Origin of the sequence: Caballeronia sp. NK8 (assembly GCF_018408855.1) — a bacterium.
Lineage (GTDB): Bacteria > Pseudomonadota > Gammaproteobacteria > Burkholderiales > Burkholderiaceae > Caballeronia.
In genome coordinates this window covers 1,615,161-1,641,017 of sequence record NZ_AP024325.1, presented here as the reverse complement: position 1 = coordinate 1,641,017, position 25,857 = coordinate 1,615,161, and the positions used below count along the sequence as shown (strand labels likewise).

The 25,857-nt window shown below is 63.3% G+C and carries 21 protein-coding genes; 17 read left to right on the top strand and 4 right to left on the bottom strand.

Features of this window, described 5'->3' with window-relative positions; all coding sequences use genetic code 11:
- Positions 1-107: 107 nt before the first annotated feature.
- Together NK8_RS32670 and NK8_RS32665 are read left to right on the top strand one after the other, a co-directional pair.
- Complete coding sequence (locus NK8_RS32670) at positions 108-1,058, top strand: GlxA family transcriptional regulator (RefSeq protein ID WP_213232422.1); 951 nt, start codon at positions 108-110, stop codon at positions 1,056-1,058.
- Positions 1,059-1,152: 94 nt separating this feature from the next.
- A complete protein-coding gene (locus NK8_RS32665) occupies positions 1,153-1,347 on the top strand; it encodes a DUF2934 domain-containing protein (RefSeq protein WP_213232420.1) in 195 nt (64 codons plus the stop codon).
- A 148-nt stretch (positions 1,348-1,495) separates the two neighbouring features.
- Here the strand turns inward: NK8_RS32665 and NK8_RS32660 are convergent, their stop codons facing one another.
- Both NK8_RS32660 and NK8_RS32655 read right to left on the bottom strand, forming a co-directional pair.
- On the bottom strand, positions 1,496-2,401 hold the full coding sequence (locus NK8_RS32660; RefSeq protein WP_213232418.1) for an EamA family transporter: 906 nt from the start codon (positions 2,399-2,401) through the stop codon (positions 1,496-1,498).
- Positions 2,402-2,458: 57 nt separating this feature from the next.
- Positions 2,459-3,139 carry a hypothetical protein gene (locus tag NK8_RS32655; protein ID WP_213232417.1) on the bottom strand — a complete coding sequence of 227 codons (681 nt, stop codon included), beginning with the start codon at positions 3,137-3,139 and terminating at the stop codon, positions 2,459-2,461.
- 452 nt (positions 3,140-3,591) lie between these two features.
- Here NK8_RS32655 and NK8_RS32650 point away from each other — a divergent pair, with 452 nt between their 5' ends.
- The 5 genes from NK8_RS32650 (at position 3,592) to NK8_RS32630 (ending at position 9,561) form a co-directional block, all read left to right on the top strand.
- Positions 3,592-5,676, top strand: coding sequence for a hypothetical protein (locus tag NK8_RS32650; RefSeq protein WP_225936460.1), 2,085 nt, complete (start codon positions 3,592-3,594; stop codon positions 5,674-5,676).
- A gap of 128 nt (positions 5,677-5,804) precedes the next feature.
- Positions 5,805-6,725 (top strand): hypothetical protein, encoded by a 921-nt coding sequence (locus NK8_RS32645; RefSeq protein WP_213232416.1) that lies wholly within the window; start codon positions 5,805-5,807, stop codon positions 6,723-6,725.
- A gap of 52 nt (positions 6,726-6,777) precedes the next feature.
- Positions 6,778-8,781: a SpoIIE family protein phosphatase gene (locus tag NK8_RS32640; protein WP_213232415.1), complete on the top strand. Its 2,004-nt coding sequence runs from the start codon at positions 6,778-6,780 to the stop codon at positions 8,779-8,781.
- Positions 8,778-9,206 carry an ATP-binding protein gene (locus NK8_RS32635; RefSeq protein ID WP_213232414.1) on the top strand — a complete coding sequence of 143 codons (429 nt, stop codon included), beginning with the start codon at positions 8,778-8,780 and terminating at the stop codon, positions 9,204-9,206. The genes NK8_RS32640 and NK8_RS32635 overlap by 4 nt, the downstream gene beginning before the upstream one ends.
- Positions 9,207-9,225: 19 nt before the next feature.
- Entirely contained in the window at positions 9,226-9,561 is a 336-nt protein-coding gene (locus tag NK8_RS32630) for an STAS domain-containing protein (protein WP_162070421.1), read from the top strand.
- 55 nt (positions 9,562-9,616) lie between these two features.
- Here NK8_RS32630 and NK8_RS32625 read toward each other — a convergent pair whose 3' ends face one another.
- Positions 9,617-10,105 (bottom strand): Hcp family type VI secretion system effector, encoded by a 489-nt coding sequence (locus tag NK8_RS32625; RefSeq protein ID WP_162070422.1) that lies wholly within the window; start codon positions 10,103-10,105, stop codon positions 9,617-9,619.
- Positions 10,106-10,223: 118 nt separating this feature from the next.
- Positions 10,224-10,568 (bottom strand): STAS domain-containing protein, encoded by a 345-nt coding sequence (locus NK8_RS32620; protein ID WP_213232413.1) that lies wholly within the window; start codon positions 10,566-10,568, stop codon positions 10,224-10,226.
- A 356-nt stretch (positions 10,569-10,924) separates the two neighbouring features.
- Between NK8_RS32620 and tssB the strand changes: the two genes are divergently transcribed.
- The 10 genes from tssB to NK8_RS32570 all read left to right on the top strand — a co-directional run bounded on the left by tssB (position 10,925) and on the right by NK8_RS32570 (position 25,856).
- Complete coding sequence (gene tssB, locus NK8_RS32615; protein ID WP_061173142.1) at positions 10,925-11,419, top strand: type VI secretion system contractile sheath small subunit; 495 nt, start codon at positions 10,925-10,927, stop codon at positions 11,417-11,419.
- 1 nt (position 11,420) lies between these two features.
- The gene (gene tssC / locus NK8_RS32610; protein ID WP_162070424.1) at positions 11,421-12,908 is read left to right on the top strand and encodes a type VI secretion system contractile sheath large subunit; all 1,488 of its coding nucleotides are present in this window, start codon (positions 11,421-11,423) and stop codon (positions 12,906-12,908) included.
- Between the two features lie 183 nt (positions 12,909-13,091).
- The gene (locus tag NK8_RS32605; RefSeq protein WP_014192977.1) at positions 13,092-13,580 is read left to right on the top strand and encodes an Hcp family type VI secretion system effector; all 489 of its coding nucleotides are present in this window, start codon (positions 13,092-13,094) and stop codon (positions 13,578-13,580) included.
- 32 nt (positions 13,581-13,612) lie between these two features.
- Positions 13,613-14,026, top strand: a complete 414-nt coding sequence (gene tssE, locus NK8_RS32600) for a type VI secretion system baseplate subunit TssE (protein WP_213232411.1) — start codon at positions 13,613-13,615, stop codon at positions 14,024-14,026.
- A 49-nt stretch (positions 14,027-14,075) separates the two neighbouring features.
- Positions 14,076-15,800, top strand: a complete 1,725-nt coding sequence (tssF, locus tag NK8_RS32595) for a type VI secretion system baseplate subunit TssF (RefSeq protein ID WP_213232408.1) — start codon at positions 14,076-14,078, stop codon at positions 15,798-15,800.
- Entirely contained in the window at positions 15,764-16,747 is a 984-nt protein-coding gene (gene tssG, locus NK8_RS32590) for a type VI secretion system baseplate subunit TssG (protein WP_162070426.1), read from the top strand. Before tssF ends, tssG begins: the two co-directional genes overlap by 37 nt.
- 45 nt (positions 16,748-16,792) lie before the next feature.
- Positions 16,793-19,441 (top strand): type VI secretion system ATPase TssH, encoded by a 2,649-nt coding sequence (gene tssH, locus NK8_RS32585; protein WP_213232407.1) that lies wholly within the window; start codon positions 16,793-16,795, stop codon positions 19,439-19,441.
- A gap of 82 nt (positions 19,442-19,523) precedes the next feature.
- Positions 19,524-22,175, top strand: a complete 2,652-nt coding sequence (locus NK8_RS32580) for a type VI secretion system Vgr family protein (protein WP_213232404.1) — start codon at positions 19,524-19,526, stop codon at positions 22,173-22,175.
- A 4-nt stretch (positions 22,176-22,179) separates the two neighbouring features.
- Positions 22,180-24,831 carry a DUF2169 domain-containing protein gene (locus tag NK8_RS32575; protein WP_213232402.1) on the top strand — a complete coding sequence of 884 codons (2,652 nt, stop codon included), beginning with the start codon at positions 22,180-22,182 and terminating at the stop codon, positions 24,829-24,831.
- Positions 24,828-25,856 carry a pentapeptide repeat-containing protein gene (locus NK8_RS32570; RefSeq protein WP_225936459.1) on the top strand — a complete coding sequence of 343 codons (1,029 nt, stop codon included), beginning with the start codon at positions 24,828-24,830 and terminating at the stop codon, positions 25,854-25,856. The genes NK8_RS32575 and NK8_RS32570 overlap by 4 nt, the downstream gene beginning before the upstream one ends.
- Position 25,857: the final 1 nt, after the last annotated feature.

Here is a 25,857-nt window from a genome sequence, read left to right as displayed (position 1 = left end):
TGCGCTCCTTGCACGCGCGAACGGTGAATGGAAGCAAGCTTAATCGTCGTTGACCGTGTCTCAAATGCCATATATACAAGCGATTCAGGACATGACTGGGGCAGGGCATGCATGCAATCGGTTTCGTGGTGTTCCCGAGTTTCTACCTGCTCGGGTTTGCGGCCGTGACCGCTTTCGAACTCGCCAACGCCGTGCTGGGCGAACCGGCATATGAAGTCACGGTGCTGTCCGAGCGGGGCGGACTGGTGATGTCGTCGGCGGGTGTGCGCGTCGAGACGCAGGCTTTCAGCGATGTCACGTTCGATACCGTCATGTTCGGCTCGGGCGTCGAAACGGACACGGTGTCGCCCGCGCTGACCGCGTTCGTCAGGCGCTCGCTGAGCACGTCGAGGCGGATCGCCGCGCCATGCACGGGTGCGTTCGTTCTTGCCGAAGCCGGCGTGCTCGATGGCCGCCGCGCGACGACTCACTGGCGCTTCGCCAACGAACTGCAGCGCCGTTTTCCGCGAGTCGTCGTGGAACAGGACCAGATTTTCATCGTCGATGGACCCATCTGGACCTCAGCCGGCATGACGGCCACCATCGACATGGCGCTCGCCATGATCGAGCGTGATCACGGACAGGACGTGTCGCGCGCGGTCGCGCGCAAGCTCGTCATCTATCACCGGCGCGCGGGCGGGCAGTCGCAGTTCTCGACCTTGCTGGACCTCGAACCGAAATCCGACCGCATCCAGAAAGCCATCGACTACGCGAACGGCAATCTGCGCAATCCGCTGACGGTCGAGGAACTGGCGGACGTCGCCGGTCTGAGTCCGCGTCAGTTCAGTCGCGCGTTCAGCGCCGAGACGGGGCAATCGCCTGCGAAAGCCGTCGAACATTTGCGCGTGGAGGCCGCGCGGCTGCTGCTCGAAAAAGGGCGTCTGTCGCTGGACGCGATCGCGGACGAAGTCGGCTTTTCGGATCGCGAGCGAATGCGGCGCGCCTTCGTGCGAACGACGGGGCAACCGCCTCAGGCGGTTCGCCGCTTCAGCCGCGAAACCCGCGGACCGGCGACTTAATCCGCGCGCTGAGCGTCGGCGCGTGCGGCACGCTGGTTGCTGTTCAAGAGCGGTAATCGACGGCGACGCGTGGTCGCAAAACAGGGAGGCAGTGATGGACGATCAGAAAGAGCAGGACCGCATTCGTCGTCGTGCATACGAAATCTGGGAGCGCGAGGGCAGCCCGGAGGGACGCGCCGAGGAGTTCTGGCAGAAGGCGATTGAATCGCTCGACGCGGAAGATCCGCAAGGCGTCGGCGAAAGCGCGTCCAGTCAGTCGGAGCGCGCGGCCGAAGACAAGGGTGCGTAAATCGTCCGTATCGCCTGAACGCGCCCCTGATTCAACGCGAGCCGCTTGCGCTGTCCCGCCGATAGTCATGGTCGATAACGTGCCGGCGGCATCGACGCTCGCCGATCGCGGGCTGCGAGCCCCTTAGCTGGAGAAGGCAGGGGCGACTTTAAGGTTTTAGGTTGGCCCTCTTCATGGGTAGAGCCGCGCGAATGCGGGCGGCGTTCATGAATAGGCCAATGCCAAAGATCGTGGCGCATGTCGAAAAGGTTTGATTCCGACTCAGCGTCTCGCCTAAGAACAAGTATGAAGACAGTATCCCTGAAATAGGAACGAGGAGCGAGAGCGGTGCAACCTGCGTCGAAGGATACTTCTTCATCAAGTTGTTCCAGACCATGTAGCCCAATATTGTCGTGATATAGGCCTGAAAGAAAACAGAAAAGGCTGCGGGCATGGTGATGTGGCGCTGAATCTCTATAAAAGGTGTCGCGCCCTTAAGCATAAGAGTCAGCGCTAATATTGCGGGCGCGGAAAACAGACTGGACCAAACGATAAACGATATCATGTCTGCGGGCTTCGTCAGCTTAACGATCATGTTGCAAGTCGCCCACGAAAGTGCAGCAAACAAGACAAGCCCAATGCCTATGGTTGTCGTTTGCAGATTCGATACAACTGCGAACGCGACGAGGCCGACGAGCGCAATCAAAATTCCAACGACCTGCAAAATCAAGATTCTTTCTTTGAAAAAAATTCTACTTAGAATGATTGTAAAGAACGCGCTGAATTGCAGGAACACCGACGACGTCCCGGCAGACAATCCATTGTACATTGCGAAGTTCACAACCCACCACAGGCCTACCCCGAAAAGAAATCCATATGCGGCGATAAATTTAGTTGCTACGTTTCTTGGTCGCGGGATGAAGAATACGGCGGGGAAGGCGCAACACAAAAATCTCAGGAATGTGAGAACAAAAGGGTCGAGCGATTTCAATCCTACCTCAATGACTGTGAAATTGCAGCCCCAAAGAATGGTAACGAGAATGCCAAGTAACAAGTCAAGTCGGTTCAGTTTCATATATGGACGTACGGAGCCGAGCCGCCGGGCGGCTCGGCAAGTAAATTTAAAAAGTCGTTACACTAACTCGGCTGGTTTGATTCCGTAATAAACGAAGTTGTCAAAGTCTTCGTGTCTATAGGTATCGTGGCGCTCATAGTAATTCATGATGACCGAAAGCTTTTGTTCCGCTATGGTGGGTTCGCTATCGTGCAGGGTTTTGCGGCCCTGCATCACGAGAAGTGCCCCTTTTTTTGCGTAGATGTTTTTGTGCTCAATCCACGGCTCCTTTTTGCTCGGGTGTGAGCGCGGAATCTGCATTCGGAGTGGTGCCTCGGTATTTTCGGTAAGAGACAAGAGAACGGTAATACCGTTGGTGTCGTAGTGAAGCCCCAGAGTACCGCCGCCGGCGGGGTATGCCTTGATGTTGATGTCGGAAACGGCATAGGGTGAAACGACCGTGTCCGAACATGTAATGATGCTGATCAGGGGAAGGACTGCATGATAGACGGCCGCTAGCTCGGGGAGATGGGTGCGAATATCTTCGCCTTTAAAAATGTGGTGATTATATGCACCCCCTAAATCCGAAACGGCATCAGTTCCTAGAGAGCTATGGCAGACATGATCAACTAGACCGTCCGCAATTATTCCGTTTATTCTGGTTGTAAGGTGATCGCAAATGTTGGCGGGGATCAAATCCTCCACAACTGTCGCGAGATTATAGAAATAGTTGTACTGGTGCTTGCGAAGATCAAACATTTTACGATGTCTATGTTGTTTATTTTGAGTAATGACTTGCTCGACCGTGGAAACCAGCGAAAAAGCAAATAACAACTTTCAGCTTGTGCCTCTGCATCTGTAAGTTGTCGTGGGTTTCCCGGTCGTAAATTTAGATTATTCGGGTGCCTAAGTAAACGATTAACTCGACTTAGCAAATTTTTTTACAATCGACGTGCAACGCACGCTGTTCGCCGGCGAAGACATGTACGTTCAATGATGCCGCACGTGCCCCTTTCCCCGACCTTCCTGCGAAATTTCAGCGATGTTCCAAATCGTCTGAAAAAGCGGCGTTTTGCAAGGCTGATCGCCGAATTGGCGTCGAAGCCCTTCCCTTACGCTCATGACATCGGTGCACGGCTTAGCGAAGCCGCATCCGGTCTGTCATTGCGCCGCTGAATCGCGGCGTCCCGCTTCTTTTCAGCAAGGTCATCGTGAAGCCGATTTTTCTCACTGCCGCGGCGAGCGCGGCGTTTTCCCTGTTTCTTTCCGCGTGCGGCGGATCGTCCGCGTCCACGTCGGGCGGCGTGTATATGGGACCGGTCGCGAACGCATCGGTGGCCGCGCATGAAATCGCCGCCGACGGCACCGTCTCCGACAAGGCGTCCGCCACCGCCACGACCCACAGCGATGGCACTTTCGAGTTACGCGGCAGCCTGCGCTATCCGCTGCTCGTGCGCGTGACGGGCGGCAGCTTCGAGGAAGAATCGAACGGCGCGACCACGAGCCTGTCCGGCGAACTCGATGCGGTCTATCTGAGCGCGCCGACGCAGATCGTCGTCTCCACGTACTCGAACGCCGTCGTCGCCGATGCGCGTGCGGCGGGCGGGCTCGTCGCGGGCAATATCGCGGCGGCGATGTCGCGCGTGAACGCCTTCGCCGGCGATATCGACGTGCAGCAGACCACGCCGGCCTTCGTCACCGCCGGCACGACATCGACGGTCACGGACGGCGCGAAGATGAGTCTCGCGCTCGGCGCGGAATCCGAGAGCCGCGTCGCCGACGGCAGCAGCATCGAGGCGAGCACGCGCAACATCGTGACGCAGGCCGCCAATGGCGACACGCTCGCGTCGTGCCACGCGGGCGCGGGCGATATCGCCGCCGACGGCACGCTCGGCGCGCCGGGCGGCGTCAATTGCTCGATCACTGCCGGCGCGGCGGCCTACATGACGAACGCGCGCAACCGCTCGGGCATCACGTCCGCCGCGCAGATCGAGCCGGTCATGCCGGGCGCGGTGCAGACCGCGAAGGGCAGCGCGGGCACATGCGGCGATCGCGTCGCGTTGCTGAACGACAATCTCGCGCTTTTCGAGGGCCGCAGAAACGACGTGCAGGCGAAGCTCACCGGCGCACTGACGAAGACCAACTGGGCGAGCTGGCAGACCATCAGCAGCTGGGGCCCGCTCGCCGGTCAGTACGGCGCGATCCAGCCGCCCGCCGGTTGCGCGGATATCGACACGTTCAAGCGCGAACTCGTGATGGCGGTCGAGAACTTCTGGGTCGACCAGAACATCAACTATTGCCATCACCACATTCCGGGCTGGCTGCCGCCCGACGATTCCGCGCTCGCGGACCCGAAATACCGCAACGCGTCGGCGGGCAGCACCTCGGGCGCGAAGGGCGACTCGGCTCAGAAGTACGGCATGACCTGCACCGCGCAGCGCAACGGCGTCGACGGCTCGCAGATCGTCCAGCGCAAGGGCGAGGCGAGCGCGCAGGCGCTGCCTTCCGCGCAGGTTCAATGGCACGGCGTGGACTGCTCCGACTTCACCGCGTGGGTCTACAACTTCGCGGGACTGACCACGGACAATCGCGAAGTCGAAACCGGCATCACCACGCAGGCGTGCATGACGCCCGCCGGCGCGACGAGCACGCCGAAGTGGGCCGGCCCGGCGCAGACGGGCGTGCTGCTCGACATCAACCACGGCAACTTCGACGCCACGTCGAAGCATCTGCTGCCGGGCGATCTGCTCTACATCACGCTCGCTGCGCCGAAGCAGAACGGCGTGACCGTCCCCGAGACGGCGACTTCGACGATCGGCCTGTCGCACGTCGTCACGTGGACCGGCAAGAAGTGGTCGGAACTGCGCAACGGGCCGCAAGGCTGGCGTTACGACCCGGCGCATATCGGCGAGCCGGGCTCGCGTCTGGGCGGCGATCTCGCCTACATCCTCAACGACGACGACGTGCTGGGCGCGCTCACGAAGCTCGATCCTTACATGATCATCGACAGTCATTACGCCGGGCCTGCGTATCGGCCGTTCTACGGCTGGTATCGCAGCAGCGTGTCGAACGTGCGCCGCATCGTGGGCGCGGACGCGGCGCGTGCCAATCCGGAACTCGCGGATCTGATCATCGCGCAACAGCCGTCGATGAGCCGTCAGGCCGCGAAGGGCACGCTCGGGCAGATCGTGCTCGCGTCGAAGCACGGTCTTGCGAACGGCGGCTACCGCCTGCAGTACACGCAGGGCGCCAACGGCGCGCTGGCGGCATGCGAGCGCGTGGGTATCGCCCGCTAAGGCACGCGGCGCGGCAAAGCCACGAATAGTCGCCTCTTTGGCGCTCTCTTCGAGGTTTTGTCCGCGCCGCGCATCGCTACACTTTCCGACGTAATTCAACCCGTTTAAAGCAAAAACAAGGAACGGCGATGGCCGACGCTGTGGACCATTACTTTGTCGGCTTGACGCAGCAGGCTTCGGCGGGCGGACTCGCGCGACTGCGCGGCCACGGCGCGCCGACGATTCCCGCTTCGCGCGTGTATCCGGTCGGCCCGCGTTTCAAGGCGTTCGTGCAGCCGCTCGTGACGCTGCTCCATGCCGACGATCACGTGCGGGACATCGTTCTGCGTCCCGTGCTCGGGCGCTATGGATCGAGTCAGGAACTCTCGGTCGGACTCGAAGTGAAGGCAGCAGTGGGCTTCGATGCCGCCGCGCTCGCCGCCCGCGTGTTCTCCCTCGCCGATGCCGCCGCGCAAACCGATGCCTTCGTGGGCCGCGTGCTGCCTCCCGGCGAATGGACCGACAACGCGCGGCCCGGCCTCACCGTGATGTTCCGGGAGCCGACGCGCATCGCGGATACAGTCGAGCTGGTGCGCAAGATCGTCGGCTTTCCGGGCGAAGGCTGGCCGATCGACGGCTTCACGATGATTCCATCGGCGCAGAGCCGTATCGGCATCGTGCAGGGACTGCGCTACATCTTTCTTCCGGAAATCAGCATCCGCTGGGACCTCGATCTGCGCGCGCGCCTCGCCGCGAGCGACGACGAGATCGACGTGATCCTGCTCGATCAGGCCACGCGCATCGGACGGCTGTGCAAGGCGCTTGCCCAGAACCCGACGATCGAGGCCGCGTGGCTGAGCTGGTTCGACATCATGGTCGCGGGCATCGAGGACTATCGCGAAGTGATCGGCGTGCTGGCGGCGGAGCAGGGCGCGCGCGTCGCCGATCCGAAGTCGATGACGCGCATGGTCTTCTCCGAAATCCTTCAGTTGACGAGTTCGGGCGTGCTGCAAAAGCGCCTCGAACATCTCGGCTTCGCAGGCGCGCGCGAGCCCAGCATCGCGGCCTGAGCGCCTGAGCCGATATGACCGCACTCCACCTCAACCTCAAACAAAGCAGCGTATGTCCGATCTGACGGCGGCCTTGTTCGCCCGCTACAACCGCGTCATGCGCATGGCGTTCGCCGGCGTGCTCGTCGTCGCCTGCGCGCTCGTCTATCTGCAATACCGCCTGACGCTCGAAGCGCAAACCTCCAGCGTCAGCCAGCGCATGCAGGAACAGGCGATCGCGCTCGATGCGCTCGTGCGCAGCAGCACCGACGCCGTCAACTCGATGCGTATCCAGGGCGAGACGTGGTTGCGCCTGCATCCGCAGGGCACGACGGATTCGCCCTTGCTCGCCGCGCTGCGGCCGGGCAAGCAGCCAGACAGCATCCAGCTCGACGCGCTGCCGCCGCCGTGGACCGCCGCCGATGCCGGCAATCTGACGGGCCTCGTCGGCCCGCGCACGCCGGCGCTCGATCGCGAACTGGAGATGGCGCTGAGCCTGAATGGCACGTTCAAGACGATCATGGCCAATCTGCCGGGCGCGACCTGGGTGTATTACACCTCCGCGCGCCGCTTCATCAATATCTATCCGTGGGTCGGCTCGGGCGATTTCTTCTACGCGGATTCGTTGAAGCAAAAGGAATTCTTCACGGGCGTACAGACGGCGGCCGATCCCGATCACGCCGTTCTGTGGACGCCGGTCTATGTCGATGAAGCGGGCAAGGGCGTTATGGTCACCGCATCGGCGGGCGTGTTCGATGCCGGTCAGTTTCGCGGCTCGGTCTCGCTCGATCTGACGCTCGGCTGGCTCAACCAGTTCGTGCGGACCTGGCCGCCGGGACTGGGCCGCATGTTCATCGTCAACGACCGGGGACAGTTGCTCGCGGACCCGACGCTGGTGCACGACGGCGCGCAGCAGGTGTTATCGGCTGAAGATGCCTTTCCGCCCGAATTGCGCGGCGACGTGCGAGCCATGCTCAAGGACGCCGACGGCCGCCTGACGACGCGCGACGGCTACTACATCGAAGCGGTCGAGATCGCACATGCGCCATTCCGTCTCGTGCTCTTGTTGCCGCGCTGGAATCTACAGCGCGTGGCGCTGGAGACGGGCGTGCCGAGCGTGCTGGTGCTCGTGCTGAGCCTGACGCTGATGCTGATGATCGCGAGCCGCATGACCTACAACGATGCAATCGTGCCCGCGCAAAAGCTGGTGCGCTATATCCAGGACGAGGACCGCGGCTCGGTCAAATCGATCCCCGATATTCCGCAGGCATGGCGGCCGTGGTTTCTGACCATCCAGAACGTGTTCAACGCGCATACGAAGCTCGTGTCGATCCAGCAGGAACTCGATGTCGCGCGGCGCATGCAGCAGTCGATCGTGCCGACGCGCTTTCCGTCGCGACCGGATCTGCAGATGTTCGCGCGCATGATTCCGGCGCGCGAAGTCGGCGGCGACTTCTATGATTACTTCTGGCTCTCCGATCAGAAGATCGGCATCGTGATCGCGGACGTTTCGGGCAAGGGCGTGCCGGCCGCGCTGTTCATGGCGGTGTCGCGCACGCTGCTGCGCGCGATCGCGCCGAGCGCCGCGAGTCCGGGCGCGTGTCTTGCGCTCGCCAACGATCTGCTCTCGCAGGATAACGAAGCGACGATGTTCGTGACGCTGTTCTACGGCATTCTGGATACCGCCACGGGCGAGCTCGACTACGCCAACGGCGGGCATAATCCGCCTTATCTGATCGGACCGGGCGGCGAGGTATCGCAATTGCCGGGCACGGGCGGCATGGCGCTCGGCGTGATGGAAGGCACGCCGTTCGCGGAGGGACGCACGCGTCTCGAAGCAGGCTCCACGCTGCTGCTCTATACCGATGGCGTCACCGAGGCGTTCAACGCCGCCGACGAGGAGTACGGCGAACTGCGTCTCGCGCAACATCTCGCCGGATCGACGGGCGAGACTGTCGAAGTCCTGCTCAAGCGTCTCTTCGACAGCGTCCATCAGTTCGCGGATGGCGCGCCGCAATCGGACGACATCACCTGCCTTGCGGTTCACTACGGGGCTTCCGGAGCGACGAAGGCATGAACGTGACCGACACTCTCGACACGCAACTGGATGCGCAGGCGCCGGATATCGGCGAACTGGTGAATCGTTTGCAGGCGCTGTTCGATGGATGCGGCCTGCCGCCCGCGCTGTTCCAGAGCTTCGCGATGGCGTTCGACGAAGTGATCTCGAATATCGCGGCCCACGGTTCCGCGCACGATCCGATCCGCATCCACGTGAGCGTCGGCGCGGACGAAGTGCGCGCCGAAGTCATCGACGACGGCGTGGCCTTCGATCCGCTCCAGTTGCCCGACCCCGATGTGACGAGCGCGCTCGACGATCGCGCGATCGGCGGTCTCGGCGTCTATCTGGTCAGGCAGATGATGGACGAAGTGGCCTATGAACGGCGTGAACCATTGAACTGCCTGAGCTTTCGCAAGCGCGTCTCCGCGCGGCCGGATGCTTGAAGATCTACCGAGGAAACCGATGAATATCAACGAAACGCATGAAGGCGAAATCCTGGTCATCGCCGTGAATGGCCGCATCGACAGCACGACGTCGAAACCGCTCGAAGATGTCCTGCCGGAACGCGTGCAGGGCGCGCCGCGCGTGCTGCTCGACATGAGCGACGTGCAATATGTCAGCTCCGCCGGGCTGCGCGTGTTGTTGAAGGCGGCGAAGGTCGCGCGCAGCACGGGTCATGATCTGGTTCTGGCGGGGCTTCTGCCTCAGGTTCACGAAGTCTTTCAGGTGATCGGCTTCGATTCGCTGTTCCGCATCCTGCCCGACCGCGCGGCGGCGATGGCAGCGCTCGCCGGATGAAAATGCAAAAGGCCGCCTACATGCGAGGCGGCCTTCGATGACTTCTACAGTCCGATCAGGACTTCGGCGCGAGCCACGAGTCTTCGGCTTCGATGCCGTCCGGCTCGTACGTCCACGTGATCTTCTCGTACGTGAACGACACGTCCTCCATGTGACCCATCTGCTTGTTGTCCGGCGACAGGCAGTTCGGCGTCCACGACTGCATATTGGTCAGGATCGCGTTCGACAGCTTCACGGTGTAGTACTTCTCTTCCGTGCCCTTCGGCGAGATGCGATAGAACTCGAGCGTCACATCCTTCATCTGCTCGCCGGACGTCAGCGCCTGGAACAGCTTCGGCGACGACTTGTCGATTTCCTTGGTGAGCGTCATCGCCTGATGGACGCGCTTGCCGGTCGGCAGGCCCGTCTGCGGGCTCTTCGGGATTTCGATGGTGTGATCGACAGCTTGAACGAGGATCTTTCCTTCGTGTCCCTGAACCTTGGTCGAGCCTTCGATCTTGCCCTGGTTCTGGCCTTCGAGTGAGAGGTAGCACGGCATCGGCATGATTTTTTTCTCCGGTAGTTTCGCGCAGTTCGTTCTGCGCATGGGATGAATTCTGTGCGTGCGCCGTTACCGCGGCGTTTCAGAAAAACCGGCTCAGGTTACGGATGAAACATGGGGTTCACGCGACCTGGTTGAAACGTTCGAGCGCGGACGCGCGCGTATCGGCGACGTTGAGAATATTAAGAAATCCGCTGATCTCGAAGGCTTCGCGAATCTGGTCGTGTATGCCGCACAGGACGAGCCGTCCCGCGGATTGTTTGAGGCGCTTCGCCGCGATCAGGACGACGCGCAGTCCCGCGCTCGAGATGTAGCCGAGCCCGCTCAGATCGAACAGCACCTGATTGATGCCCTGATCGAGACGGCGCTGGATGTCGGCCTCGACCTGCGCCGAGTTCATGCTGTTCAGCGCGCCTGCGAGGCTCACGATGAGCACGTCGCCCTGGACTTCATACTGGTTTGCCACGATGGTCTCTCACGCAATGGCGATATCGCCTCGAAGCATTAACGGCAAAGAAACATAAAAGCTTGAGCAATCAGCCGCCGTCAAAACAGTTTCAAGAATTTCGCGGCGCTGTCGTTAATGCCCTCAGCGACAGGAAAGTCAGCGTATCACGCGGGTTTTGGGCCTAAGGCACGAACAGAACCCGGAACCCGGTTCTCTTTGCGGCAATGACCCGGGATACGCCATGAGATCGTTCCGTGTCGCCAGCAGCATGCAATGAATCAGCGGCGACGGCATTCGCGCACGATCGTGCTGACGCCGTTCAAAGCGGCCTGAATTTTTCATCAACACATTTGGTTTTGGGTTAGGGGGTAGGCATGGCATCTGACGGTTCAGTCGCTCCTAAGGAGCGGGTCAATATTGTGTATCGTCCGGCCACCGGAGATGCCAAGGCGGAAGTCGAGCTGCCGCTGAAATTGCTCGTACTCGGCGACTTCACCTTGCGCGACGACGATACGCCGATCGAAGACATGAAGCCGGTCAACGTCGACAAGGACAACTTCAACGAAGTGCTCAAGGGGCAGAAGCTCTCGCTCGATCTCGCGGTGCCGAACCGCCTCGAAGCGAATGCCGATCCGGAAGCGCAGATCGCGATGAACCTGAAGTTCGAGTCCATCGACGATTTCTCGCCCGACGCGATCGTCGAAAAGGTACCCGAGTTGCGCCAGATGATCGCCCTGCGCGACGCGCTCAAGGCCCTCAAGGGACCGCTCGGCAACATTCCGGATTTCCGCAAGCGCGTTCAGGAACTGATCGAAGACGAAGGCGTGCGCGCGCGTCTGATGAGCGAACTCGGCATCGAGGAAAAGTGACATGAGCGACATGGAAAAACAACAGGAAGCGACGGCCGCACCCGAGTCCGACGCCAGCCTTTCGCTGCTCGATTCGCTGATCGAGTCGGCGCGCATCAAGCCGGGCGACGAAGCGTATTCGATCACGCGTCAGGGCATCCAGGCCTTCATCGGGCAACTGCTGGAGCCGCAGAACGCGGTCGAGCGCATCACGCAGGCGACGGTCGACAGCATGATCGCCGATCTCGACCAGAAGCTGTGCGCGCAGGTCGACGCGATCCTGCATCACGACGATTTCCAGAAGATGGAATCGGCATGGCGTTCGCTCAAGTTCCTCGTGGACCGCACGAATTTCCGCGAAAACGTCAAGATTCAGCTGCTGAGCGTGAGCAAGGGCAAGCTGCTCGAAGACTTCGAAGACGCGGCCGACATCACCAAGTCGGGCCTCTACAAGAATCTCTACACGGCTGAATACGGCCAGTTCGGTGGCCAGCCGTTCGGCGCGATCGTGGCGAACTACGAGTTCGGCCCGGGCACGCAGGACGTGAAGCTGCTGCAGAACGTGGCGAGCGTGTCGGCGATGAGCCACGCGCCGTTCATCGCCGCTGCCGGTCCGCATTTCTTCGGCGTCGATACCTACGATCAGTTGCCGAACCTGAAGGACCTGTCGTCGATTTTCGAAGGCCCGCAGTTCGTCAAGTGGAATGCGTTCCGCGAATCGGAAGACGCACGCTACGTCGGGCTCACGCTGCCGCACTTCCTGCTGCGCGTGCCTTACGGCGCGGATACGGTGCCGGCCAAGAAGTTCAACTACAAGGAAGACGTCTCGGGCGGCAACAGCCAGTTCCTGTGGGGCAATGCGGCGTTCGCGTTCGCATCGCGCCTGACGTCGAGCTTCGCCGACTACCGCTGGTGCGCCAACGTGATCGGACCGCAAGGCGGCGGCACGGTGGGCGATCTGCCGGTGTACACGTACGAGTCGATGGGCGAGCTGCAGAACAAGATCCCGACCGAAGTGCTCATCTCCGAGCGCCGCGAGTTCGAACTTGCCGAGCAGGGTTTCATCGCGCTGACGATGCGCAAGAACAGCGACAACGCCGCGTTCTTCTCGGCCAATTCCGCGCAGAAGCCGAAGTTCTTCGGCAACACCAAGGAAGGCAAGGAAGCCGAGCTGAACTACAAGCTCAGCACGCAACTGCCGTACATGTTCGTGGTGAGCCGCCTCGCGCATTACATCAAGGTGATCCAGCGCGAAAACATCGGCACGTGGAAAGAGCGCGTCGATCTCGAAAGCGAACTCAACACCTGGATTCGCCAGTACGTCGCGGATATGGACAACCCCGCTGAAGGCGTGCGCAGCCGTCGTCCGCTGCGTCAGGCGGAAATCGTCGTGGCCGATGTCGAAGGCGATCCGGGCTGGTATCGCGTGGACCTGAAGGTGCGTCCGCACTTCAAGTACATGGGCGCGTCGTTCACGTTGTCGCTCGTCGGCAAGCTGGACAAGAAGTAAGCACGCAAGCCGTGTTTCATCTGTAACGCAGCGCGGGAAAACTGAAACCGACCGGTAACGGGCCGCGCGCAACATGTGAAACATGGCGCAGCAGACAAGCGCTGAGCTAAACCGCCGGGGCCAGGAGGCCACGGCGAAACAACCGAAACCCAACATAGTTTGCTACCCAACAGGGGACTTATCATGCCGATGCCGTGCTACCTCACTCTCGAAGGCCAGAATCAAGGCAAGATCGAAGGCTCGACCAAGGTTCAGGGTCACGAAGGAAAGATTCTCGTCCAGGCTGTCGATCACACGATCGAAATTCCGAAGAGCCCGCAAACGGGCCTGCCGACCGGCAAGCGTGTCCATCTGCCGATGACGCTCACCAAGGAAATCGACAAGTCGTCGCCGAAGCTGTTCCAGGCGCTGACCTCGGGCGAGCAGATGAAGAACGTCACGCTGGAGTTCTACCGCATCTCGCCGAAGGGCACGGAAGAGAAGTACTACACCGTGAAGCTGTCGAACGCGATCCTGACCAACATGAAGTCGTGGACGCCGAACTGCCTGTCGCCGGAAAACAAGCAGATGGGCCACATGGAAGACATCTCGTTCACCTACGAGAAGATCACGTGGACCTTCGATCCGGACGGCATCGAAGCGGAAGACTCGTGGCTCGCCCCGAAGTCCTGAAAGTCCTGATTGATGCCTGAGCGGGGGCAACGGTGAGAGAACGTCGGCTGCTGGAGCGAATCGCGAGTTGGGGTGCGGGTGGAGCGCGCTCCAACGAGACGCAGGTCGATGTTCTCGTCGACTCGGTGATGAATCACCTGGGCCGGCTGCTCAACACCCGGCAAGGCAGCGTGCAGATCGACCCGCAATTCGGCGTGCCCGATTTCACCAACCTTGCCGGCACCACCGCGATGGGTTCCACGCGCGAGATCGAAGAGGAAATACGCCGCATGGTTCTGCGCTACGAGCCGCGCATCAAGTCGCCGCGCGTCACGCTCAACCGCGAGGAAACCGACGTGCTGTCGATCCGCTTCGCGCTCGAAGGAACGCTCGAAGTGGACGACCGCGAGATTCCGTTGCGCATCTCGACGACCGTGGGCGCGAATGGCCGCGTAAGCGTCGGCTGATTTCACGCGCTCACTCTTTTCTTTTCCCGATTCAGCCGAGCCGGTCCGCATGTTCAATCGATACTATCAGGATGAGCTGAACAAGCTGAAAGGCCTGGCCGCCGAGTTCGCGCGCGCGAATCCGGCGATCGCGCCGATGCTCTCGGGCACCTCGGCCGATCCGGACGTCGAGCGCCTGCTCGAAGGCGTCGCGTTTCTCACGGGCCTCACGCGCCAGAAACTCGACGACCAGTTTCCCGAGTTCGTTCAGGAACTCACGAATTTGCTGTTTCCGCATTATCTGCGGCCCGTGCCGGCATCTACATTGATCGGCTTTGCCGCGAAGGGTCCGCGCGCGCAGGCGGCGCGCGTGGCCGCGGGCACCGAACTCGCATCAGTGCCGGTGGATGGCACCGCGTGCCGCTTTCGCACCACCTGCGACCTCGATGTCGAGCCGTTGCGCATCGCCGAAGTCAATCTGCTGAGCCACGCGGGCGCCGCGCCTGTGCTGATGATCGACTTCGAAATGGAAGGCGGCCTGAGCATCGCGCAATGGAATGGCGACTCGATCCGCCTGTTCCTGAACGGCGGCCATGTCGATGCATCGAAACTGCTGTTGCTGCTGATGAATCACGTCACCGACGTGCGCATTTCCAGCGGCGGCGGCGAACGGCTTGCGCTCGGCGCGAAGAACCTGCGCACGAGCGGCTTCGACGCCGATCTGCTGACGTATCCGAGCCACGCGCCGAGCGGCTTTCGCACCATCCAGGAGTTCTTCGCGCAGCCGGAGAAGTTTCTCTTCATCGATATCGTCGGGCTGAGGCGCTGGACCGCGAACGCCAAGGGTTCGAGCTTCAGCATCGTGATGACGCTCGATGCGCTGCACGACTGGATGCCCGAGATCGACGCCGCGAGCTTCGCGCTCAACATCGTGCCGGCGATCAACGTGTTCGCGCATGTCGCGGACCCGATCACGCACGATCATCGCGCGACGGAATATCGCGTGATCCCCGAAGGGCGCGACCGTCGCCACTATCAGATCTATTCGGTCGATCAGGTGCTCGGCTATCAGCAGGGCCGCGCGCAGGAACGCGTCTATCAGCCGTTCAGCATGTTTCGTCACGACGGCCGTGGCGCGCAGCTGAGCTATCGCACGACGTTGAAGAGCGCGAACGTCGAGCGCGGCAGCGACGTGTATCTGTCGCTCAACTATCCGCCGTCCGAAACGCCGTTGCCGGAGACGCTGTCGATTCGCGTCACCTGCACCAACCGCGCGTTGCCGGAAGGCCTGAAACCGGGCGATATCAACGTGCCGACCAGCACGTCGCCCGACCAGATGAGCTTCACCAATATCCGCGCGATCACGCCCGCGCAGGACCCGCCCGCCGGCGAGGAACTGCTGTGGTGCCTGCTCTCGCATGTGTCGCTGAACCTGCTGTCGCTCGCGAACGCCGACAACCTGCGCAAGCTGCTCGGCCTCTATGTGTTCGCCGGACGGCAGGGGCCGGAAATGTCGAATCGACGCCGTATCGAAGGCATCGTCGATGTGACGGCGACGCGCGAAACGCGCCTCGTCGGCCGTGGCGGCATGCAGCGCGGCCAGTTGATCCGTATTCGTTGCCGTGAGGACCATTACGCCGGGATCGGCGATCTGTATCTGTTCGGTTGCGTGCTCGAGCGCTTTCTCGCCGATTACGCCGGCATCAACTCCTACACGCGCGTCGAGCTCGAAGACACGCTTTCAGGGACCGTATTCAAATGGCCGCCGAGACTCGGACAACAACCGATGCTGTAAAGGCGCTGCTTCTCACCAACGGTGAGAAGTACTCCTACTTCCAGGCGATCCGGCTGCTGCGGCTCTACGACCGTCACACGGGCCTGAATCAGGAGAATCTGCGGGTGCGTCCGCGGCTCGGGCTCGGGTTCCCCGAGAACGACATCGATCGCATCGAGGCGACGCCCGAAGGCGGCTATCGCATCACCGCGAATTTTTTCGGCCTTTACGGCGTGGCCTCGCCGCTGCCGACGTACTACACCGAAGACCTGTTCGAAGAAGAGCGCGAAGGGCACCACGTCACGCGCGATTTTCTCGACATCGTGCATCACGCGCTCTATCCGCTGCTGTTCGACGCATGGGCGAAGTATCGCGTCGAGCAGCGCATCGTCGAGGACCGGCACGAGGCGTCGCTCAATCAACTGTACGCGTTCGTCGGGCTGCATGATCCGGAACTGCGCGTCGACCTGTTGCCGGGCAGCGCCGAACTGCTGCGCTACGCGGGCCTTTTCAATCAGCGGCCGCATTCCGCGCTCGGCCTGAAGACGCTGCTCGCCGATGCCTTCGCGCCCGCCGACGTCAAGGTTGTATGCGGCGTGCTGCGCGCGGTGCCGATTCCCGCCGATCAGCGCTGGCAACTCGGCCGGCAGCAAAGCTGTCTGGGCGAGGACGCGTGGCTCGGCGCGGAGATCGACGACTACGAAAGCGCCATCCGCATCGAATTCGCCGATGTGCCGCACACGCTGTTCCATCAGATGCTGCCGGGCGGAAGCGCGCATGCGCGCCTGCGCTTTTTCACGCGCTTCTATCTGACCGATCCGCTCGACGTGGAAGTCGAGCTTCAGCTGCGCGACGACGAAGCCGGCGCGGCGCGCATGGGCCGTGGCGCGTGGTCGCGGCTCGGCTTCGATACCTGGCTCAATCCCGGCGAGGCGAAGCTGCCGACCCGGGTTCATTACTCTCTCTAACCCTGATTGCTGGCCGTTGCTGGAAAGACTAAGAGGAACACAAACATGCTGCTGGTCGAACTGAAGCCCCTGGTGGGCCGCCTCAACGGCTTTTGCAAACAGGCGCTCGAAGATGGCGTCGGCGTATGCGTATCGCGCGGACACTACGAGATCACGGTCGAGCATCTGCTCGTCAAGCTGTTCGATGATCAACAGGCCGATATCGCGCTGCTGCTGCGTCAGCAGGACGTCGAGGCGGCGCTGGTGCGGCGCTCGATCAATCTGTCGCTCGAACAGATGAAGACGGGCAACGCCGGACGTCCCGCGTTCTCGCCGCTCTTGCTCGAATTGCTGCAGGACGCATGGCTGATCGCGTCGGTGGATATGCAGGAGCCGCGCATCCGTTCGGGCGCGGTGCTGCTCGCATTCCTCGCGCGCCCGACGTACTACGCGACCGGCGACTACGCCGCGCCGCTGCGCGCGCTGAACCGCGAAACGCTGATCCGCTCGTTCGATGCGGTCTGCGGCGGCTCCGTCGAAGCCGGCACGCGCGAGGCGCTCGGCGACGGCGCGAGCGATGCGTCCGCGCCCGCCAGCGGCGACGGCAGCGCGATCGCGCGCTTCTGCGAGAACTTCACCGAGAAGGCCCGCGCCGGCAAGCTCGATCCGGTGTTCGGCCGCGACGCCGAGATTCGCCAGATGGTCGATATCCTCGCGCGCCGCCGCAAGAACAACCCGATCTGCGTCGGCGATCCGGGCGTCGGCAAGACGGCGGTCGTCGAAGGGCTGGCGCTGCGCGTGGTCGAAGGCGACGTGCCCGATTCGCTCAGAGACGTGACGATCCTCGGCCTCGACATGGGTCTGCTGCAGGCTGGCGCAAGCGTGAAGGGCGAGTTCGAGAACCGCCTGAAGGGCGTCATCACCGAAGTGAAGGCATCGGCGAAACCGATCATCCTGTTCATCGACGAAGCGCATACGCTGATCGGCGCGGGCGGTCAGGCGGGCACCTCCGATGCGGCCAATCTGCTGAAGCCGGCGCTCGCGCGCGGCGAGTTGCGCACCATCGCCGCCACGACGTGGGCCGAATACAAGAAGTACTTCGAGAAGGACGCGGCGCTCGCGCGGCGCTTCCAGCTCGTCAAGCTCGACGAACCGGACCTCGACACCGCCGTGCTGATCCTGCGCGGCCTGAAGGAGAAGTACGAGGACGTGCACAAGGTCGTGCTGCGCGACGACGCGATCGTCGCGGCGGCCGAGCTGTCGAGCCGTTACATCACGGGCCGCCAGTTGCCGGACAAGGCCGTCGATCTGCTCGACACCGCCTGCGCGCGCGTCAAGGTGCTGCAAAGCGCGAAGCCCGACGTGCTGGAGAACACGGAGCGCCGCATTCAGGCGCTGCAACGCGAGAAAAGCGGACTCGAGCGCGATGCGGACAATCAGCAGCCCGTCGATCTCGCGCGCCTTCGTGAAATCGATGAGGAACTGCCGAAGCTCGATGCGCAAGCCGAAGCGCTGCGCGCCGTCTGGCAGCAGCAACGCGATGCCGCCCGCGTCTTGCTCGACGCGCGCGCGGCGCGCCACGAAGCGAAGGCGAACGGCGCGAGCGCCGATACGCTGGAGTCGCTGTCGCAAGAGATCGCGGCCGCTGCCGTTGCGTTCAAGACGGCGCAGGGCGATCAGCCGCTGGTTCACATCGATGTCGATCCGGACGTGGTCGCGCGCGTGATCTCGGACTGGACCGGCATTCCCGTCGGCAAGATGCTGCGCGATCAGGCGCAGAGCGTGATGCGTATGGCCGATACGCTGAAGGCGCGCATCCGTGGTCAGGACCACGCGATGGACCAGATCGCCGAAGTGCTCAAGACCGCCAAGTCGGGCCTGAAAGACCCGGACCAGCCGATGGGCGTGTTCCTGCTCGCGGGGCCGTCGGGCGTCGGCAAGACGGAGACCGCGCTGTCCGTGGCGGACATCCTGTTCGGCGACGAAAAGTCCACCACCGTCATCAACATGAGCGAGTTCCAGGAGAAGCACAACGTGAGCCGCCTGATCGGTTCGCCGCCGGGATATGTCGGCTATGGCGAAGGCGGCGTGCTGACCGAAGCGGTGCGCCAGCGCCCGTACTCGGTCGTGCTGCTCGATGAAGTGGAAAAGGCGCATCTCGACGTGATGAACCTGTTCTATCAGGTGTTCGACAAGGGCATGCTGTCGGACGGCGAGGGCAAGGAGATCGACTTCTCGAACACGGTGATCTTCCTCACGTCGAACCTCGCGACCGATGTCATTACCGAAATGACCGCGGGCGAAGACAAGCCCGACGCGGCGACGCTGCTCTCAGCCGTGCGGCCGATTCTGTCGAATCACTTCAAGCCCGCGCTGCTCGCGCGCATGACGGTGATTCCGTACTTCGCGCTCGCCACGGACGCGCTTTCCGGCATCGTGCGCCTCAAGCTCGACAAGATCGTGAAGCGCATCGCGCACAACAACAAGATGCGTTTCACCTACACCGATGCCGTGGTCGCGCAGATCGCCGCGCGTTGCACGGAAGTGGAGACGGGCGCGCGCAACATCGATTTCATCCTGCGCGGCACGGTGCTGCCGATGATGTCGCAGGAACTTCTCACGCGCATGGGCGAAGGCGTGGCGTTGCCGGAAGTGGCGCTCGACGTGAACGAGAGCGGCGATTTCGCCGTGAGCTTTCCCGGCGCGCCGGCCTGATGTTTCAAACGTAACGCAGTTGAAATCGCGCGGTGACCGAGCGCCGCAAAAATAACAGGCATCACCTGTACGGAGAATCAGCATGAACTCACTGGCCGATCGGATGCTCGCGAACAAGCGCTTCGATTTCACGTCGGAAGCGTTTGACGCGGACAAGTTCGCGGTCGTCGAAATGGAAGGCTTCGAATCGATCTCGCAGCCGTTTCGCTTCGTCCTCACGCTGGTGTCATCCGATGCGTCGATCGACTTCGACACGATGCTGAGCCATCGCGCCTCGTTCGTGATCTACGGCCCGGAAGGCGGCATCCGCGCGCCGTATCACGGCATCCTCGCCGAGTTCGAGCAACTGCATCGCGTGGACGGCTACGTGTTCTATCGCGCGGTGCTGGTGCCGCGTCTGTGGCGTCTGTCGCTGTTTCGCGTCTCCGAGGTCTATCTCGACGAGCGGCCGATCACCGAAACCGTGCGCGGCGTGCTCGAAACCGGACGCCTGAATTCCGCCGATTACGAATTCAAGCTCACCGGCTCATATCGGCCGCGCACCTTCGTGTGCCAGTATCAGGAGACGTATCTCGACTTCGTGTCGCGCTGGCTGGAGAAGGAGGGCATCTATTACTACTTCGATCATTCCGGCGGCGCGGACAAGCTCGTCGTGATCGATGACAAGCTCATGCATGACGGAGAGGCGCTGCCCGTCGCGTATCGTCCGGACGATTCGCTCGACACCGGCCTCGCCGCCGATTCGGTGCGCGACTTCGTATGCCGTCAGAAGCCGCTGCCGCATGAAGTGGTGCTGCAGGACTACAACTATCGCAAGGCCGCCGTGCAACTGAAGGCGCGCGCGACGGTGTCGGATGCGGGCATCGGCGAAGTCATGCTCTATGGCGAGAACTTCCGCGACCAGCAGGAAGGCGACCGCTACGCGAAGTTGCGCGCGCAGGAACTCATCTGCGGCGGCAAGGTGTATGCGGGCGAGGGCACCGCGCTCGGCTTGCGCAGCGGCTATTTCTGCACGCTCGCGCAGCATTACCGCGATGACTTCAACGGCCGCTATCTCGTGACCGAAGTGCATCACGAAGGCTCGCAGGCGGGCGCGCTGCTCAACGGCGTATCGAGCCCGTACAGCGACGGCGCGCGCGGCGGAGAAATCGTCTATCGCAACAGCTTCCGCGCGATTGCCGCCGCGACGCAGTTCCGCCCCGAGCGCGCGACGGCCAAGCCGCGCGTGGCCGGCACGATGAACGCGACCATCGACAGCGAAGGCAACGGCCAGTATGCCGAACTCGACGAGTACGGCCAGTACAAGGTGCAATTGCCGTTCGATAAAACCGACAAGAACGCCAACAAGAGCTCGGCGCGGCTGCGCATGGCGTCGCCGTACGCGGGCACGGATCACGGCATGCATTTCCCGCTGCACAAGGATGCGGAAGTGCTGCTGTCGTTCATCGACGGCGATCCGGACCAGCCGGTGATCGTCGGCAGTCTGGCGAATTCGGAGAACAGCAACGTCGTCACGCAGGACAACGCGCAGGCGAACCGCATCGCGACGGCGGGCGGCAATCAGTTGCACATGACCGACAGCAAGGGCAAGGAAGCCGTCTGGCTGCATTCGCCGTTTCACAACAGCACGATCGGCATCGGCTCGACCGACGTGAACGGCGGCGGCAGCCTGTGGACCAGCACGGCGGGCAGCTCGGAAAGCGTGACGGTCGGCGTGAGCAACTCGCTGTTCGCGGGGACCAAGAATTCGCTCACGCTGTCGTACGAAGGGTCGCTCTCGGCGTCGATGACCACGAAGGCGTCGTTCGGCGCGAACGTGTCGTTTGGTCTCAGCACCAACGTCAGCTGGAACAAGGGCAAGAGCATCACCGTCGACGATTCCGACACGGTTTCGCTCAAGACCTCCGGCAAGCTGCAGGGCGCCGAAACGGTGCTGATCTCGGGCGGCCAGGACCCGATCATCAAGACGACCGTCGATGGTGTGAAGGACTCGATCAAGGGAGCCGTCGCGCTGAGTCTCGCGGTGAACGCGGCCATCGCGCTGGACGCGGGTATCGCGATCAGCGCGGCCGACGACGCCGGCGGCGGCTCGGGCAAGATCGCGCCGTGGACGCCGGGCAGCTATGGCGTCACGGCGGCGCAGACCGCACTGGGCGGCGCACTCACGTCGATCCTCGCGCACAAGGTGCTGTTCGACGGCGCCAAGGCAATCGCCGCCGCGAGCGAGGCCAAGCCGCTCTATGCCAGCAACATCGAACTCGGCATTTCGGGCATCAAGGCCACTGTGTTGCCGTTGCCGGGTATCGGCTCGACGCTGAACATGTCGCAGTTCGGCAGCGAGTTGTCGGTGGCGAGCGGGCCGGGCGTGTCATCGAGCGTGGAGGTCGACAGCCTGCAAGTGGTCCTCAAGGCCGGCGGCGCCAATACGACGTGGGTCGATGGCGACGGCGCCGGCACGCGCGCGGCGACCATCAAGCTGACGGCCGTGTCGGGACTGACGGCTACCGCCGGCGCGGACCTCGGCCTGAAGGCGACCGGCGCGCTCTCGGCGCAGGCGGCCGGCAACGTGTCGGTGAAGGGCGCGCAGGTGACCATCGACGGACTGGACAAGGTCGCGACCATCTCCACGAACGTGAACGTGGAAGCCGCCAACGCCTTCAGCGTGACGGCCTCGCAGGTGAAGTTCAACGGCTCGACGGTCAAATTCAACAGCGCGCTGATTCAGCTGGGATGACGGCATGAAGATCCTCAAGCCAGACAATCTGGCGCTCGTCTATCGCGGCCTGCGGCTCGCGCGGCGCGACGTGCTTTCGATCGGCATGATCGCCGGCTTTCGCTTCGATGCCGCCAGTCTCGACGCACTGTTGCCCGAGCCCGATCTGTGGGCCGCTGTCGCCGAGGCGCTCGGCAAGAACGCGATCCTCGACGAAGGCTATCCGAAGCCCGTCGGCGAATATCTGATCCACGGCGCGGCGCATGCGCTGGCAGGCACGCAGGTCGCGCAGCAGCGGGTGAGCGCGCGGATCGGCGCGCTCGGCAAGTCGCTCGTGGTCAGCGGCGAGCGCCACTTCAATGCGCTCGGCCTGATCTCGGCGGCAACGCCCTACACGCAGATGCCGATCGAGCCTGCGACCGCATTCGGCGGCGCGGGCTGCGCGGACAATCCGCTCGGCAAGGGTTACGCTGAAATCGACAACGCCGACGGCACGCGCGTCTGGCCGTTGCCGAACGTCGAAAGCGAGACGCGCCGCATCGCGAGCCGTGGCGAGCGCGTGGCGCCGGCGGGCTTCTGGGGCAACGGTTGCGACGCGCCGTTACGCCGGCAGCATCTGGGCGCGTGCGACGAGCGCTGGCTCAAGAACGAGTGGCCGCATCTGCCGTCGGATACGCGGCCAGAGTTCTTTCTGAGCGCGCCGTCCGATCAGCGTCTGCCCGGTTATTTCAGCGGCGACGAGCGCTTCGAGATCGTCAACATGCATCCGCGCGCGAGCATGCTGCAAGGCGCGTTGCCGCGCTTGCGGGCGCGCTGCTTCGTCAACACGAACGGCACGCTGACCGAAGTGGCCGCGCACGCGGAGACGCTCTGGCTGTTCCCGGGACTGGAATGCGGCGTGGTGCTGTACCGCGCGCTCGCCAATATCGCCGATACCGACGCGAGCCAGGTGACTCACCTGATGGCCGAATGGGAACGTCAGGGCGACGCGCCGCTGCCGTTCGAGCACTACCGCGATGTGTTCCGCGAGCGGATCGCCTTGGCGGTGCCCGCGCGCGCGGCGGCTGCCGTCGAACCGGCGGAGGCTGTTGAGGCTGCGGCAAAGCCCATGAAAGTGGCGGCACCGCAGGCAGCGGCGGTTTCATTCGACTCCTCCGGGCTGTCCGCCGCGCAGGCGCAGACCGCCGCATTGAACAGCGAAAGCCGCGCGCTGATGGCGAAGTTCGGCAAGACCGACGCCGATATCGCGCCGTATCTGAAGGCCGCCCCGCCGGAGCGCGTGCCGACGCTGGCCGAAGTCGAGGCGAGCGTCGCCGAACTGAACGCGGAAACCCGCGCGCTGATGCAGAAGCACGGCGTGAACGATGCCGACGCGGCGCGCTTCCTGACCCAGCCGGAAGCCGACGCGAGCGCCGCCGATCTGCCCGGCCTGCTCGCGCGGCTGCAGGCGGAAACGCAGCAGCGCATGCGCGACGCGGGATTGTCGGAAGCTGATGTGCGTCGTCAGCTGGCGAGCCGTCCCGAACTGGCCGAAGCGTTGCCGCATCTGGCGCCGCCGGGCGTTGTATCGGCAGCCGATTTTGCCGCGCTCGCTGCGTTGGCCGCGAAACCACCCGCACTGCCCGCGCCCGCCGCCGCCGCGCCCGTCATCGCCGTGCCCGTGGTCGAAGCGCCCGTGGTCATCCAATTGACGCGCGAGGACGTCATCGCACGCCATGCCGCACGGCAAAGTCTCGCGAACTTCGATCTGAGCGGCCTCGATCTGTCGAAGCTCGATCTGACCGGCGCGGATTTCTCCGGCGCGATGCTCGACAAGACGTCGTTCGCGGGCAGCGTGCTCGCCGACGCCAACTTCACGCAGGCGCTCGCGCGCGAAGCGGTTTTCAGCGCAGCCGATCTCGAACGCGCGCAGTTCGCCAAAGCGAGCGCCGCCAGAAGCACGTTCGCACAGGCCAATCTACGCAACGCCCAACTCGTCGTCGGCGACTTCACGGGCGCGGACTTCTCGGCATCGACACTCGCCAATGCCGATCTGCGCGGCGCGGTGTTCGATCAGGCCAAACTTGCCGGAGCCGATGCATCGGCGTGTCAGGCGCAAAGCGCGAGCTTCACAGACGGCGATCTGAGCGGCGCGAAGTTCAACGCCGCCGCGCTCGTGGCGGCCAGCTTCAACGGCAGCCGTCTCGCGGGCAGCGACTTCTCCAGATCCATCTGCCAGCAGACGGAGTTCTACGGCGTCGACGCGCAACAGGCCAATTTCACCGATGCCGACCTGAGCCATTCACGCGCCGACGCGAAGACCTGTTTCGACGACGCCCGCTTCACGCGCACGCGCCTGAATCGTGCCGCGTGGGACGGCGTGCAGATTCGCCGCGCGAGCTTCGAGCGGGCCGTCATCGATCATGCGGATTTCAGCAATGCGCAGGCGCAGGCGGCGCGCTTCGATGCGTCATCGGCGAAAGGCGCGCGTTTCGACAAGGCCGACCTGTGCGGCGCGGGCCTCGATGCCGTCAACCTGTTCACGGGTTCGCTGCGCTGCGCGAACCTCAAGGGCACGCTGCTGCGTCACGCGAACCTCTACGGCGTGAACTTCGAAGGCACGCAGCCGACCATCGCGAGTCTCGAAGGCTCGAATATCGATCGCACCATTCTCCAGTTCAGGCCGCCCGTCATATGAGCACGACGACTTCCGCCCCCCGCGCGCGCATGAGCGCCGACGAAGCGCGCGCAACGCTTGCCGCGACCCGCGTGCTCGCCGACGCCGATCTGTCCGGCGCGGACCTGTCGGGCATCGATCTGTCCGCGTGCCGCCTCTTCAACGTGACGCTCGCCGACGCCAACCTGACGCAAGCCGTCTTCGCCGACGCCGATCTGCGCGACGTGACGCTCGCACGCGCGCGCCTCGACGGGCTGAAGGCGCCCAAGACGCGCTTCGAGAACGTCGATTTCACCGGCGCGAGCATGCGGCAGGCGGACTGCGCATTCGCGGCTTTCGATCGCTGCGACTTCAGCGGCGCATCGTTCGCACTCGCCGCGCTGGTGCGCGCCGACGCGCACGATTGCCGTTACGCCGGTACCGACTTCAGCGGCGCGAACCTGCAGCGCTTCACCGCGATGGACGCCGATCTGAGCACCGCGCGCCTGCCCGGTGCATCGCTCGCGCAAGCCTATCTGCGCGGCTGCGATCTGAGCGGCCAGGATTTGCGCAACTGCGATCTGACGATGACGATCCTCGACGGCGCGTCGTTGCGTAAGGCCGATCTGTCCGGCGTCGCGCTCGATCGCACGAGTTTCATCGGCGCGCAGTTGCAGGATGCGTCGCTGCGCGGCGTGCGCGCCACCTTCGCGGCATTGCTGAACGCCGCGTGCGAGCGCGTCGATCTGACCGACGCGGTCTGCGAAATGGTCAACGCGAGCGAAGCGAACTTCGGCGCGGCGCGCGCGGATGCGTCGCGCTGGAACCAGTCTGTGCTGACGGCGAGCGTGTGGCAGCGGGCGTCGCTGAAAGGCGCGCGTCTCACGTTCTGCGATCTGTCGCATGCCGATCTATCCGGCGCCGATTGCACGCGCGCCGACTTCGGCGGCGCGAACCTTCATGCGCTCATCGAAGAAGGCGCGCAACTGAGCGGCGCGTCGTTCGACGGCGCGCGCCGCACCGATCCCGTCCTCGCGCGCGCCGAGCAATGGCAGCCGCGCATCTGAC